Source organism: Psychroserpens luteus (assembly GCF_015319355.1).
Lineage (GTDB): Bacteria > Bacteroidota > Bacteroidia > Flavobacteriales > Flavobacteriaceae > Psychroserpens > Psychroserpens luteus.
Genome location: NZ_JADILU010000005.1, coordinates 392,943 through 407,866, shown reverse-complemented (window position 1 = coordinate 407,866; position 14,924 = coordinate 392,943). Strand labels below are relative to the sequence as shown.

Here is a 14,924-nt window from a genome sequence, read left to right as displayed (position 1 = left end):
TTTTGAAATTAATTAGTCTTTTATAAAATCAATACTTTTTTCAACTACGGTTTTTAATGCTATTGGCAGTTTATTATTCTCCCAAGGATGATTTGCATCAAATACGTGGTTAGAATTTTCAATTTCAATAAGACTATTTTTTGTATTCCAGGAGTGTAATGCTTCTGCTTCATCAAATGTTACGGAAGGATCATCTTTAGCATGAATAATTAAAACAGGAACATCAATTTGTTTTACAGCAGTTTCAATATGTAATCGTTGTTCATTAGCTTTAAAATCTTCATAAAATTGAAAATTATGAGGCATTTGCTGTTTTGTTCTTCCGTTTAAAACATATTTTACACCATCTTTTCGCCATTGTTTTAATTCTCCTGTGGTAGCAGTTCTTTTTTCAAAATCACAAATGCTAGCCCAAGTAATGAGCTTTGTTATGCGATTGTCTTCGTGTGTTTTTATGATTGAAATTCCGCCACCTCTAGAATGTCCAATTAAAGTGATATTTGATAAATCGATTTCATTTTTATGTTCAAATTCTTCGGAAATGAGATGATTTAATATCTCGTCTAAATCATTAAGTTCTTTGCTGTAGTTGTTTTGGGCAAAGGCTTCCAAGTCAGGAAAATCTATTGGGTTTTCAATAGTGCCACCATTATGTGAGAAGTTAAATTTTACAAAGAATAAATTCTGTTTACTAAAATGTTCTGCAACCAAATTCCAAGCTCCCCAATCTTTAAATCCTTTGTAGCCATGACAAAAAACAACTAAAGGTTTTCGTTTTCCGTTAGGTTGAAAAAAAGCATCCCAAACGATAGGTTTCTCTTGAGGTCTATTTAGAATTTGATTTTTGATAGTCATTTAAATTTCTTTTTCTTCAAAATATAAATCCTCATTAAAGATTTCTAAAATTAATTTTTTGAGCTCAATTTCAAATGCGTCTAAAGTTTCCGAAGTAATAGTATAATCTTTCGTTCTACTGTTTGATGAGGGTTTAGTCGCAAATTTTAATAACCCAGAACTTAAATTTTTAAAGGAGATGATACCAGCCTCTACAGGCAGGTTTATTTTATTATCCTTATGCATCATATAAGCATACATGAGGATTTGAAAGCTTTTACTGTATTTGTTATAATCTGTTGTGATGTCTTCCCAATCAACAATATTTACTTTTCCAGAATCTACTTTACCTGTTTTGTAGTCAATTATTCTAATGACACCATTGTATTCATCAACACGATCTACTTTACCTGTAAGGTTTACAGTTTTTGATAGTGATTCTAAATACATTGGAACTCTATTTTCTGTTTCTATTGCTAAGATTTTTATGCTATTTCCTTTTTTAATATCATTCATTTCAAGATCTAAAAAATTAGATATATACTGTTTTGAAATTTCAAATATGATGAGGTTTTTACCATTGGTAATATCTCCTTCTTTAAACTCTTCTTTAAAATGAAATGCAACTGTCTCTATGATTTTTGATCTCATTTCTTTAATGTGATTTACATCAAGGATTTGACCAACTAGAGGTTTATAAAAATCTTCTAGCGTATTATGAATTACTGTTCCTAAGGTGTTAAAAGCAACACTTTCTTCTACCTCTTCATATCTTTTAATACCTAAGATTTTTTCATAATAAAAATCCACAGGATTTCTCATATAGTTTGTTAAAGAAGAAGGTGAAAACCCTCTATTAGCAACCTTATTGAGTTTATCAATGACTTTTGATGTCTTTTTTATTTTTATTAAATTCTTCTCTAAAGAAGGCACTTGAGCAGAAACTATGTGATGTTTGATTTGATGCTTGTTTTCAATTTCAAGTTGCGTAATAAACCTGCTCTTTTCTCCTCCATTTAGTACATCTGGTTCTGTATTGTATAGAATGTAAGCGTTTTTTGCACGTTGTAATAAACGATAAAAATGGTAGGTGTAGACTGCATCTTTCTCTTTGTAAGTTGGTAACTTATTTTCGATTTTAACATCAAAAGGAATAAACGAATTATTACTTTTTCCAGCGGGTAAAATGCCCTCATTTACAGATGTAATTATGACTGTTTCAAAATCTAATACTCTTGATTCTAACATTCCCATAATTTGTAAACCTTTAAGTGGTTCTCCTTTAAAATCTAAGGTTTCACTTTTTATGAGTTCTCTGTATAGGCTGAATAATGTTGCAATTGAGTTAATATGAGAAAACGATTTGTTTAAAGTATCTAGAGTGTTAAATACTTGATTGAAACGAAATAAATATTCTAAGGGTAGAAGGTTATTAGATTTATTTTTTTCTAAACTTGTCTTAATCTTATAAATAAGGCTAGAGCAGTTTTTAAGAGCCTTTTCTGGTTGGTCTTCCCAATTGTCAAAAAGAATATCTATAAGATCACTATGGTCGCTAATAACCTCTTTAATATTCTCTAGAGTCAAGTAAACTTTATTGTTAACTTGAATATGATTAATCAACTGTTCTGCACTGTTTGAGGTTTCATTATCAAACAAAGGCATTACAAATGGGTTAGACAATAAATTAATTATGTCTTTATAATATAAGTTTAATGAAATCGATTTATGAATATTAAAAAGGCTTTCAAATAATGAGGCTAATGGAATTGATTTAAGAGGTAATCCCATTGTAATGTTAATTGCTTTAATAGATTTTGGAATAGAATTAAGCAACGGAATTAGTAATGTTTCATCACCAAGGATGACTGCAGTATTTTGGAGGTTTTGTTTTTTATTTAGTACCTGTTCTAAAAGTTCTCCAACATATTTAATCTGACTAATATTTTTTGGAGCACCAATAATTTCAATGTTTTTTTCTTCGGAATAATGTTTTTTTACCCAATCAAATTCGTGAGTATTAAAATAAGTCCAATTTTTTTTATGTGCTCTAGTAAACAATCCTGCATCATGAATTGGATTATCAATAAATGTTCTATCTATATCCCAATATATAAGAGCTAATTCTTGTTCTAGTAATTGTTGTATGATTAAATCTTCTGCTTTGTTTAGTGCATTAAAGCCAACAAAAACATGAGTTTTAGTTGAATTTAGGGCTATATATTGCTCAATATTATTTACAGCTTCCTTATATATTAATCCTTGATATCCTTTTTTCTTAGTTGCAAGCTGTTTTTGAAAATGAGAATAATAGGTTTTTAAACGATTCCAAAATTGAAGATAGTTTTTTATGTATTGTGTAGGTTCTTCATCTAAAGACCAATGTTGGTTTTCAATTTCTTTTATAGCAGTTAAATAATCAAAAATTTTGTTTGGTTGAATTAAATAACGATCTAATTCATTAAAATCTTGTAGTAATATTTGAGCCCATTTAGAAAACTTATCAAAAGGCTCTATATGTTCTTTAGGAGTGTTTTTAATATAAACATCATAGAACTCAAAAAGCAACTCAGCATTGGTTGCATATTGGAAATCTGAAAGCGTTTCAATAAATTCTTCAATAGAGACGATACTGGGAGAAAATATGGTCTTGTTTACATGTGTAGAAATTGCATGCTTTAAAAAAGTACCAGCACGTTTGCTTGGTAAAACAAATGTTAATTGAGAAATATCATAATCTTTCTTTATTAAATCTGTAATAACGTCATCTATGAATGTTCTCATAGTATAAAAATAAAAAACGCTCCGAATTTTGGAGCGTTTTTTTTACTTATTTATGTCGTGAATGTGAAACTTATTTAAGTTTTACTTCAACACGTCTGTTTTCTGCTCTACCAGCTCTTGTTTTGTTATTAGCGATAGGATAATCTTCACCGAAACCAGCAGCAGTTAATCTGTCAGCATTAATTCCGTTAGAGATTAAGTAATCTCTAACAGCATTAGCTCTTCTACTTGATAAAGCTTGATTAGTAGATTTAGAACCTACACTGTCAGTATGACCTTCTATTGCGAAATCTGCTCTTGGGTATTCTTTAAAGATTACAACCATAGCTTGTAATACTTTGTCAGTTTGCTTTTGGAAAGAAGCTTTACCAGTATCAAATAAGATAGATCTTGCGTAAGTGTTTAACGCTTTTACTACTTCTGGAGTTGGCTTAACTTCTGGGCAACCATTGTTTGCAACAGTACCAGCTTCGTTAGGACATTTGTCATCTTTATCTAAGATTCCGTCACCATCAGTATCAGGCCAAGGACATCCTTTGTTAGCAGAAGGACCTTTTTCGTTAGGACAAGCATCATCTTTATCAGAAACACCATCACCATCAGCATCTGGACAACCTCTTAAAGCTTTTAAACCAGCAACAGTAGGACAGTCATCATCCTTGTCAGCAACACCATCGCTATCTCCATCAGGACAACCGTTAAACTCAGCTAAACCAGCTTGATTAGGACAATCATCTTTAGAATCTTCGATACCATCGTTATCAGAATCTGGACATCCGTTGAATGCTTCTAAACCAGGAACATCTGGACAAGCATCATCTTTATCATATACACCATCACCATCAGTATCTTTTCCACCAAATTTGATAGCTAAACCAACAGTATGTTGCCAGTGACTAGGAAGGTAATCTTCAAAAGAATGTTTGTATGAAGTTTGAGCAGTAAGACCTACGTTTTCAGAAAACCAGAAGTTGATACCAAAAGTACCGTTTAAAGTACCAGCACCAATATCATCTATCCAAGTATAACCACCACCTGCACCCAAGTAAGGGTCAAGCCAATCTTTCTTGATAAGATTTTGAAAACTATAAGATACAGCACCATCTAAACCGTAGTAAGATAAATCATCAGCGCTAGAATCTCCAATTTTGCTTATTTCATTGATAGAACCAGCAGCAGTAAATGTAAAACCACTATCTATATATCTCGATACAGAAAGAGATGATAATGATGGTAACATATTCCAGTGGTCTTCAGCATTGAAGAATTCATCAAAATACTCACCACGTGGTGCGTCTTCTCCTACAGGATAAAGATCAACTGCATTAGCACCAAGAACGATTTTCCAAGGATTGTCGCTATCTTGTGCATTTGCATTGAAGCTTAATACTAGCAACAAAGCGAAAAATAATCTGCTAAGATTTTTCATATTCAAAATAATTTAATTTTTAAGTGTTAATTAAAGACAAAAGTAAGTTGTTAAATTTTATTAACAAAACAAATATATAAAAATATTGATTACTAGTACTAAAAATAGGGTGTTTGGAATTATTTTAAATAATCTCTAAAGCTTTTCCAACCTTAATAAATGCAGTGATTGCCTTATCTAAATGCGTTTTTGTATGTGCAGCAGATAGCTGTACTCGTATTCTAGCCTTGTCTCTTGGTACTACAGGAAAAAAGAATCCTATAACATAAATCCCTTCTGCTAAGAGCATTTTAGCCATAGTTTGAGATAATTTTGCATCATAAAGCATTACTGGAACAATTGCAGAATCTCCATCAATAACATCAAAACCAGCGTTTATCATTCCTTTTTTGAAATAATTAGTATTGCTTTCAAGTGTGTCTCTTAATGATGTATCATTAGCAAGCATATCAAAAACTTTAATTGAAGCCCCTACAATAGCAGGAGCTAACGAATTTGAAAACAAATAAGGTCTAGAACGTTGACGTAAAATTTCAATAACTTCTTTCTTAGCAGTTGTATAACCACCCATTGCTCCACCCATGGCTTTACCAAGAGTTCCGGTTATGATATCTATACGACCCATCACACCTTTTTCTTCAAGAGTTCCTCTTCCCGTTTTACCAATAAAACCGGTTGCGTGACACTCATCAATCATGACTAGTGCATCATATTTATCTGCCAAGTCACAAATCTTATCTAATGGAGCAACGATGCCATCCATAGAAAACACACCATCTGTTACAATAATTTTAAATCTTGCACCATTTTCATTAGCTGCAATTAGTTGTTGTTCTAAATCTTGCATGTCGCTGTTGGCATAACGATAACGAGCAGCTTTACATAAACGTACTCCATCTATAATAGACGCATGATTTAAAGAATCTGAAATTATTGCATCTTCCTTTCCTAGCAATGGCTCAAAAACGCCTCCATTTGCGTCAAAAGCTGCTGCATATAGTATGGTGTCTTCTGTACCATAGAAATCTGCTATTTTTTGTTCTAATTCTTTGTGGATATCTTGTGTTCCGCAGATAAAACGAACAGATGACATACCAAATCCATGCGTATCCATTGCATCCTTTGCAGCTTGAATAACATCTGGATGAGAAGATAAACCTAAATAATTGTTGGCACAAAAGTTTAAAACAGTTTGTCCTGTAGATAAACTTATTTCTGCTCCTTGAGGAGATATGATAATACGTTCTTCTTTAAAAAGACCATCATTTTTTATAGATTCTATTTCGTTTTGTAAGTGTTGTTGGATTTTCCCGTACATAATTGATTTGATTTTTTACAAAGTTAAAATTCTTTTATCACAATATCTTCGTTAATATAGATCAAGATTTTTTTTATGACTTTAAAATTCATCTCTTCTAATATGTATTGATAATCAAATAGTTGCTCTTTGTGTTTTGAATCTTGTAATCCAGTTTTATAATCAATTATTGTGGCTTGATTGTTTGAATCCACAACAACTCTATCTGGTCTAAATATTTTTCCGCTATTAGATAAGATATCTCGTTCATTATATATGGTCTTAGTATTATCAAAATACGATTGTAATTCCTCGTGATTTACAATGCGAGTAATAAGATCATGAAGTTCTTCATATTGATTAAAGTTAATGATTCCTGAATTTAGGAAATGTTCTAATGCAGAAACCACGTCGGCAGCTGTTTTAATGTGAGCCATAATATGGTGTACAAGATCACCACGTTCAATCGCTTTTTCTTGGGCAGTATCCCACAAGTATCCAGAATTAGTAATTATATTGAGATTGTGTTCCTCTTTTCTTGTAGAAATCAATTGATTTTGCTCAATTGTAATGTGCTGTTCTTCTTTTATTTTTTCTTCGGAAGTTTTTCCAACCTCGCCAAAGTTATATTCCATTTCATTGTCATTCCATTGACCAATAGATTTAATATAATTAATGAAAAGTCCCGAATAATGCGTTAGTTTTTCACTCTTAGTTTTTTTATCTACATCGTATTCTGAAATAATATACAATTGCTCAATCGCTCTCGTCAAAACAACATAAAGAAGATTTAAACTATCTAATTCTAATTGCGAACGATAATTCGTGTAAATATAAGCTCCCAAATCATTAAAGGATTCTAAATCCTTATTCATATTAATATATAGGTAAGAGAATCCATTAAAATCGTCCTTATTTACAGGAAACCAAATTTTAGGGGTCATATCAAAATAGATATCTTGATTTGCATATGGAAAAATAACTACCGGAAATTCTAATCCCTTAGATTTATGAATGGTCATAATCTGTATGGCATCCTTACCAGAAGGAGATACAATACTTAAACTATCTTTTTTTCGTTCCCAATAGTCTAATAGTCCTTGAAAACTTGCGTTATACTTTTGAGAGTAATCAAAAACTTCATCTAAGTAAAATTGTAAATATGCGTTAGACGTTTTATTTAATTCAAATCCTCGAATGATACTTTCTATGGCTTCATAGATTGGAAGTTGCAAAAACTCATTATAATTAAATTCAAAACCATGAGTATTTAGTTTTTCAAAAAACGTATTATTTTTTAAGTGTACAAGACCTTCATAAAAGTTGTGCTTATCATCTAGTTGTAATTTGTTTTCAGCAATGAAATTTAAAAGCGTTGTTTTTATTTCATCATTCTCTGGTTGCAAACTCAATGTAATAATCTGACTTATAAATTGAACTTCTGGGGAGTTTTTGATGAGTAAACTTTCCGAAGAAATAATATCAATATTTAAATCGCTTAGAAATTCTGCAATAGCAAAGCCTTCTTTCTTTTTTCTAACAATGATGCAAATGTCTTTTCTTTTAAAACCGTTGCTTTCTGCTTTTTTTATAGTGTTTAAAACCGCTTCACATTGTAATTGGTTTTTATCTTCATCTTCAGTATTTAAAAAGGATATTTCTACATAACCCGTTTTATCAATAATGACATTTTGTGATGCGTTTTTATAGATTTGTTGGTGCTTTTCATTCGTAAATGCAACATCTGCAACATGGTTAAAAAACGTATTGTTAAACTCTACAATAGTTTTATGACTACGATAATTATCTGGCAGGTTTTTAACAACTTGTTCTATAGCAAGAGGTTTTGAGTCTTTATTATAAAGATCTATAAATTGTTCTGCACGTCCGCCACGCCATCTGTAAATCGCCTGCTTTGCATCACCAACTAACATAGCTGTTCCTGTTTCTCCTTTTAAATTTTCTCCAGAAACCACATTATTTATTAACGGAATTAAATTCTCCCATTGCAATTGTGATGTATCCTGAAATTCATCAATAAAATAATGTTTAAATTTCTCACCTATACGTTCATAAATATATGGAGCAGGTTGTTCTTTTATTTCAGTATTGATAATAGCATTAAACTCAGATATCAATAAAATATCATCTTCCTCCTTAATAACTTGAAGCATTTTACTTATTGCGCTCAAAATAGATAAAGGTGTAATGTTTTTTAGAGCGTTTTTTAAAAATTTGATTTTAAATAGTGCAGTTTTTGTGCCTAAAAAAGCATCAATCAATTGAGAACGTAAACTTTCAATTGTATCTCCCACTTCAGGTGATACTCTTTTAGGACACATGGAGCCTCCTTCTATTAAATCAATTTGCCACTTAGTAGAAAAAGAGGCATTAAAATTTTTTTCTGAAAGTTTGATAAAATGTTTTGGTAAATAGCTGCTCGTAAAATCATTATGTTCTAACTGTGACTTTTCAATTAAAGACAGAACACTATTTGCAACTTCAGTAATATGAGAAGTCAATACTTTAAGTTGTTGCTGTAAATTTGTTTTAAGAGTTTTAAAGTCACTTAAGTTTTTATCCTTTAGATCATTTAAATATTCAATATCATTTTCTTTAACTAAGAGTTGAGCTATAGCATTAAAGTCATAAGAAATGTCCCAACTTTTATCGTCATCGGTCTTCTCAATCGCAAAATCGACCAATACTTTAGTAAGCTCTTCATCACTTCCAGCTTTATCAATAAGTTTATCTACCGCTTTTGCTAAAATAGAAGCTGTATCTAATTCAACTTCAAAATTTATTGGTAATTTGAGATCAAAAGCAAAAGTTCTAATGAGTTTATGATTAAACTTATCTATTGTAGAAATATCAAAAGCAGCATAATTATGAACAATAATCTCTAATAATGTTTTTGATTTATAATGAAGATCTTTTTGAGAGATAGCAAGTTCTTTTGCTAAATCTTTAAACATGTCATTTGGTTTGTCAATTATTTTTTCTTCGGAAAATTCTTTGAGCATATCAATAATGCGCTCTTTCATTTCACCAACAGCTTTATTTGTAAAAGTTAACGCTAGAATATTTCTAAACGCCAACCTGCTTTTAGATTGAAACAAAAGCCTGAGATAATCCTTAACGAGTGTATAGGTTTTCCCGCTTCCAGCAGAAGCATTATAAATTGTAAATTGAGATTTATTTTGCACGCTTAAAATTATATTAAATATCTATGAACTCATAGATATTTAATATTTTTAATTGCGCTGTATTATGCTTAAATTTGAATGAATTAAATATTAACATTTAAAACCAATAATATTATGGCTTTCGAATTACCGAAATTAAAATATGCATACGACGCTTTAGAACCAAATATTGACGCTCGTACAATGGAAATACATTACACTAAACATCACCAAGGTTATACTAATAAATTAAATGCAGCAATTGAAGGCACAGATTTAGAAGGAAAATCTATTGAAAATATCTTAGGTAATCTAGATATGAAAAATAGTGCTGTTAGAAATAATGGAGGAGGTTTTTATAACCATTCTTTATATTGGGAAGTAATGAATCCAGAAGATAGAGGGTATCTTTCTGGTGATTTAAAAGATGCTATTGATGCAGCTTTTGGATCTAAAGATGCTTTTATTGAAACTTTTAGTAAAGCTGCAGCAACACAATTTGGTTCAGGATGGGCTTGGTTATGTGTTCATAAAGGAGGAAAAGTTGAAGTATGCTCAACACCAAATCAAGACAATCCATTAATGCCAGGAGTAACATGTGGAGGAACACCAATTTTGGGAATAGATGTTTGGGAACATGCATATTACTTAAACTATCAAAATAGAAGACCAGATTATATCGATGCCTTTTTTAAAGTTATCAATTGGAATGAAGTTGAGAGACGTTACGCAGAAGCAAAATAAATTATAACCTCATTGTGGTAGAACGAATTTAAAGCCACAAATGTGTAGAAATTTTATAATACTAAGAAAGCAAACTCAATTGGGTTTGCTTTTTTTTATGCTTCGGAAATAGAAAAGTTAAAATCAGGTATGGACTGAAAATGAAAAAAGGTGAACAGATGTTCACCTTTTTTGCCCCAAATCTACCATAAACTTAACCTACTTATGTTATGGTGAAACAAATATAACAGCACTTTTAGTTAATGCATTAATTTTTAGACCAACGACGAATAAATTGGCTTAAACGAGAAAATGAGTCTTTTCTTTAGGAAATGTATGTTGTAAGAATGCATATTGAATACTGTTTGCACACAAACAAATTGTCTATAACATAAAAATTTAGGGGTAAATCACGAATTGTTTGTTGAAAACACGAGAGTTTTATCCATAAAAAAAGGTGAACAGATGTTCACCTTTTTTTGCCCCAAATCTACCATGAACTTAACCTACTTATGTTATGGTGACTCCAATGTATGCGTTATTTGGATATACGTTGATAAATATTAGATAAAAAGCACATTTATCAGTCAAGAAGCATATTATCTTAGATAAAACGACAATTTCATGTCGTTTATCTAGTAAGCTCTTTCTTTATTTCCTTCGTAAAAATTCACAAATGCTCTGTTAACCACACGATTACCACCAGGAGTTGGATAGTTACCTGTGAAATACCAGTCTCCTAAATTTTTAGGACATGCCTTGTGTAAGTTTTCGATAGGTTGGAAAATAGTCTTCACTTTTGCTTTCACAGAAGGAGCAGAAATTAACTCAGCAATCTTATCTGAAATTTCATCTGCAGTGAATTGACGATATAAATCCTTTACATAATTTTTAACTTCTTTATCCTTAAGCTCTAATTGAGCTTTACATTTATGATAAACTTCCTCTATAAGATGATATTTATTATTCTCTTTTAATAATGCTAACATTGCTCTAAACGCTATCAGGCTTTCAAGATTTGCCATATCAATACCATAACAATCTGGATAACGGATTTGAGGAGCAGAAGACACAACAACAATTTGTTTTGGGTTGAGTCGATCCATCATTTTAATAATACTCATTTTAAGGGTTGTACCTCTAACAATACTATCATCAATAATAACAAGATTATCTGTAGGTTTGATAACACCATAAGTGACATCATAAACGTGAGCTACTAAATCGTCACGACTACTATCTTCTGTAATAAAAGTTCTTAGCTTAACATCTTTAATGGCTATTTTCTCAATTCGAGGTCTTTCAGATAGAATTTCGATAACTTGTTCTTCAGAAAGTTTTCCATTACCATCCAATATTGCTTGCGTTTTACGTTCATTTAGATGTTGTTCTACGGTTTCAATCATTCCGAAGAAAGAAGTTTCCGCAGTATTAGGAATATATGAAAATACCGAATTTTTTGTATCTCCATCAATCGCTTCTAATACTTTAGGCATTAATAATTTACCTAATGTTTTACGTTCTTGATAGATTTCGGCATCACTTCCACGAGAAAAATAAATACGTTCAAAAGAGCAAGCTTTGCGTTCTAGAGGTTCTAGGATTTGTTCTATAAATACTTCTCCAGATTTCTTTGTAATAATTGCATGACCAGGAGCAAGTTCTTTAACATCATCAAAATCAACGTTAAAAACAGTTTGTATTACTGGACGCTCTGAGGCAACAACAACAATTTCATCATCTTCATAGTAGTATGCAGGACGAATTCCAGAAGGATCACGCAATACAAATGAATCTCCATGACCTAATAATCCAGCCATAGCATAACCACCATCCCAGTTTTTAGCTGCTTTTTTTAATATTTTAGCAACATTTAAACGCTCTGCAATTAGTGGAGAGCATTCATTTTTATTATAGCCTTCTTTCTTTAATTTTTTATAAATTTTAGAAACTGCATCATCTAGAAAATGACCAATCTTTTCCATGATGGTTATAGTATCTGCCTTTTCTTTTGGATGTTGACCGATTTTTACTAATCCATCAAATAACTCGTTAACATTGGTCATGTTGAAGTTTCCTGCAACAATGAGGTTTCTGTGCATCCAGTTATTTTGTCTTAAAAATGGATGAACACTCTCAACACTGTTTTTCCCGAAGGTACCATAACGAACGTGACCTAAAAAAAGTTCACCAATATAAGGGATATGTTGTTTTTGAAGCGCCACATTATCTTGGTATTCTGGATGTTCTGTTAGCTCATCATTAATGCGCTCATTAATTTGAGCAAAAATATCTTGAATAGGTTGCTGCGCGATGGAGCGTACTCTGCTTATATAACGCTCACCAGGTTTTGTGTCTAATTTTATACTTGCGAAACCTGCGCCATCTTGTCCGCGATTGTGTTGCTTCTCCATTAAGAGGTACATTTTATTGACTCCGTAAAATGCACTTCCATACTTTTCTTTGTAGAATTCTAATGGTTTTTTGAGTCTTATGAGTGCAATTCCGCATTCATGTTTTATAGCATCGCTCATTGGTATGTTATTGTTGTTTTATAGTATTCCAAAATTATAAATTTTGGATTTAGTATTAAATAAAAAACGCGCTCAAAATTGAGCGCGTTGGTTTATGATAATTCAATATTATATTGAGTGAGTTTTTTAAAATCTTTTAATCGATACTCGACGTCATCTTTTGTTAAGTTTTGCATTCGTTCTGTTCCAAATTTCTCTACACAAAAGGATGCTAGCGTTGATCCATAGATAACTGCATTTTTCATATTTTCAAAACTATAATCTTCTGTTTTTGCTAAATAACCAGCAAATCCACCAGCAAATGTATCTCCAGCTCCAGTTGGATCAAAAACTTCTTCTAATGGTAGAGCAGGTGCATAGAACATATTGTCATCATGAAATAATAAAGCGCCATGTTCTCCTTTTTTAATGACCACATATTTTGGTCCCATTTCATGAATTTTTCTTGCTGCAACAACTAATGAGTATTCTCCAGTTAATTGTCTTGCTTCTTCATCATTAATAGTAATAACGTCGACATTTTTTATAACTGCATGTAAATCGTCAAGAGCAATGTCCATCCAGAAATTCATAGTATCTAAAATAGTTAATTTAGGTTTTTTAGTCATTTGGTCTAAAACGCCTTGTTGAACCATTGGGTGTAAATTCCCAAGCATTACAACTTCAGCGTCTTTATATGCTTCTGGAACGACAGGGCTAAAATGTTCTAAAACATTTAACTCAGTCACTAATGTATCACGAGAGTTCATATCATTATGATATTTACCACTCCAGAAAAATGTTTTTCCTTCTTTTACAATCTCGATACCATCTATATTGACGTTCTTGTTAGATAAAAGATCTAAATATTCCTGCGGAAAATCACCACCAACAACAGATACTGCTGCTGAGTCCACATTAAAATTTGATGCAGATAAACCAATATAGGTTGCTGCTCCTCCTAAAATTTTGTCTGTTTTTCCAAATGGTGTTTCAATAGCATCAAAAGCTACTGTGCCTACTATAACTAATTTGCTCATAAAATCTGTGTCAAATTTTTTGCAAATATAAGTTTTTTAAGTCCGAAGTAAAGAATTTATTTTCTACCAAAATCCGCAGGAATTTCTCCCCAAGCTTTAGTCTCCCATTTAACAATGGTTGTTTTGTAATCATTTTCTTTAAGCCATTGTACTGCACGATCTACCAAATCATAAACAGGTTTGTTTTTTTCATTGCGCTCTAACTTAGAGTTACACGTTTTTTTGCGCACCCAACTCATCGCAGTTTTAGAATCTGTATATAAGATGCGGTCACTATTATGTTTTTTTAAGAATCCTAAACCGTGCACTAATGCTAAAAATTCACCAATGTTATTCGTGCCTTCTGCAAATGGCCCTTGAATAAAAAGTTGCTTTTTCGATTTCGTATCAACACCACGATACTCCATGATGCCTGGATTGCCCGAGGAGGCAGCATCAACAGCTATCGAGTTATAATTTGGCTTTCCAATTTTTTTAAGTTGCTCGTGTGTGAGCTCACTTTTAAACGACTTGTTTTTACCTATATAATCAAAGTAATTCCCTTCTAATGCTTTTTCGGCTTCATCAAGCGTAGGAAATGATTTGTATTGTGCACCTTGATAATCTTTAATTTGGGCTTTACAAGCGTTCCAAGTATTAAAGACTCCTTTTTTATGGCCTTGCCAAACAGTATAATATTTTTTTTTCTTTTTACTCATGTAATGTTTTAGAAAAATAGATTCTTCTATGTCCTTTAGGGAAATCTTTAATCTCACCAATAGAATTGTACCCGTTTTTGAGATAAAAATCTTCAGCTCGAAAATCAAAAGTATCAATCATTGAGATATAAGCACCTTTTTCTTTAGCAATATTTTCGGTGTATTCTAGGAGCTTTGTTCCAATTCCTTTTTTTCTATGGGTTTCTTTTACCCAAAGTATTTTTATTTCAAGTCCATTCCAATAGCCTATTCCTGCTAAAACACCTCCAATTTCGGTTCCATTTTCATCTTTTATAACAAATTCTAAACGCGTCCAAATTTTAGCAAGTGCAGAAACCTTACTTAGATTGTATTCATTAATACCATCAACAATAGTCTTAATGTTGTCCTTGTTACAAGATTCAATTATATAATCAGTCAT

10 protein-coding genes are annotated in these 14,924 nt (G+C 31.6%); 1 reads left to right on the top strand and 9 read right to left on the bottom strand.

Annotated features, from left to right (window positions below; genetic code table 11):
• Positions 1-12 precede the first annotated feature (12 nt).
• The 5 genes from IM744_RS13795 to IM744_RS20850 form a co-directional block, all read right to left on the bottom strand.
• Positions 13-855 carry an alpha/beta hydrolase family protein gene (locus tag IM744_RS13795; protein ID WP_194508726.1) on the bottom strand — a complete coding sequence of 281 codons (843 nt, stop codon included), beginning with the start codon at positions 853-855 and terminating at the stop codon, positions 13-15.
• Positions 856-3,618, bottom strand: coding sequence for a PD-(D/E)XK nuclease family protein (locus IM744_RS13790; protein WP_194508725.1), 2,763 nt, complete (start codon positions 3,616-3,618; stop codon positions 856-858).
• A gap of 70 nt (positions 3,619-3,688) precedes the next feature.
• Positions 3,689-5,047, bottom strand: a complete 1,359-nt coding sequence (locus tag IM744_RS13785) for an OmpA family protein (protein WP_194508724.1) — start codon at positions 5,045-5,047, stop codon at positions 3,689-3,691.
• Positions 5,048-5,171: 124 nt separating this feature from the next.
• Positions 5,172-6,365, bottom strand: a complete 1,194-nt coding sequence (kbl, locus tag IM744_RS13780) for a glycine C-acetyltransferase (RefSeq protein ID WP_194508723.1) — start codon at positions 6,363-6,365, stop codon at positions 5,172-5,174.
• A gap of 23 nt (positions 6,366-6,388) precedes the next feature.
• Positions 6,389-9,550 carry a UvrD-helicase domain-containing protein gene (locus tag IM744_RS20850; RefSeq protein ID WP_194508722.1) on the bottom strand — a complete coding sequence of 1,054 codons (3,162 nt, stop codon included), beginning with the start codon at positions 9,548-9,550 and terminating at the stop codon, positions 6,389-6,391.
• A 114-nt stretch (positions 9,551-9,664) separates the two neighbouring features.
• Here IM744_RS20850 and IM744_RS13770 point away from each other — a divergent pair, with 114 nt between their 5' ends.
• On the top strand, positions 9,665-10,273 hold the full coding sequence (locus IM744_RS13770) for a superoxide dismutase (RefSeq protein WP_194508721.1): 609 nt from the start codon (positions 9,665-9,667) through the stop codon (positions 10,271-10,273).
• Positions 10,274-10,887: 614 nt separating this feature from the next.
• On the opposite strand, the gene IM744_RS13765 is transcribed toward IM744_RS13770, so the two are convergent.
• The 4 genes from IM744_RS13765 to IM744_RS13750 form a co-directional block, all read right to left on the bottom strand.
• Positions 10,888-12,786, bottom strand: coding sequence for an amidophosphoribosyltransferase (locus IM744_RS13765; RefSeq protein ID WP_194508720.1), 1,899 nt, complete (start codon positions 12,784-12,786; stop codon positions 10,888-10,890).
• A gap of 92 nt (positions 12,787-12,878) precedes the next feature.
• Entirely contained in the window at positions 12,879-13,805 is a 927-nt protein-coding gene (locus IM744_RS13760; protein ID WP_194508719.1) for a PfkB family carbohydrate kinase, read from the bottom strand.
• A gap of 56 nt (positions 13,806-13,861) precedes the next feature.
• Entirely contained in the window at positions 13,862-14,503 is a 642-nt protein-coding gene (locus IM744_RS13755; RefSeq protein WP_194508718.1) for a ribonuclease H1 domain-containing protein, read from the bottom strand.
• On the bottom strand, positions 14,496-14,924 hold the full coding sequence (locus tag IM744_RS13750; protein ID WP_194508717.1) for a GNAT family N-acetyltransferase: 429 nt from the start codon (positions 14,922-14,924) through the stop codon (positions 14,496-14,498). The genes IM744_RS13755 and IM744_RS13750 overlap by 8 nt, the downstream gene beginning before the upstream one ends.

Coding starts and splice junctions, on each gene's coding strand:
- IM744_RS13750 (WP_194508717.1), bottom strand. CDS start 14,924: ATGACTGATTATATAATTGAATCTTGTAACAAGGACAACATTAAGACT.
- IM744_RS13790 (WP_194508725.1), bottom strand. CDS start 3,618: ATGAGAACATTCATAGATGACGTTATTACAGATTTAATAAAGAAAGAT.
- IM744_RS13795 (WP_194508726.1), bottom strand. CDS start 855: ATGACTATCAAAAATCAAATTCTAAATAGACCTCAAGAGAAACCTATC.
- IM744_RS13755 (WP_194508718.1), bottom strand. CDS start 14,503: ATGAGTAAAAAGAAAAAAAAATATTATACTGTTTGGCAAGGCCATAAA.
- IM744_RS13760 (WP_194508719.1), bottom strand. CDS start 13,805: ATGAGCAAATTAGTTATAGTAGGCACAGTAGCTTTTGATGCTATTGAA.
- IM744_RS13770 (WP_194508721.1), top strand. CDS start 9,665: ATGGCTTTCGAATTACCGAAATTAAAATATGCATACGACGCTTTAGAA.
- IM744_RS13765 (WP_194508720.1), bottom strand. CDS start 12,786: ATGAGCGATGCTATAAAACATGAATGCGGAATTGCACTCATAAGACTC.
- IM744_RS13785 (WP_194508724.1), bottom strand. CDS start 5,047: ATGAAAAATCTTAGCAGATTATTTTTCGCTTTGTTGCTAGTATTAAGC.
- kbl (WP_194508723.1), bottom strand. CDS start 6,365: ATGTACGGGAAAATCCAACAACACTTACAAAACGAAATAGAATCTATA.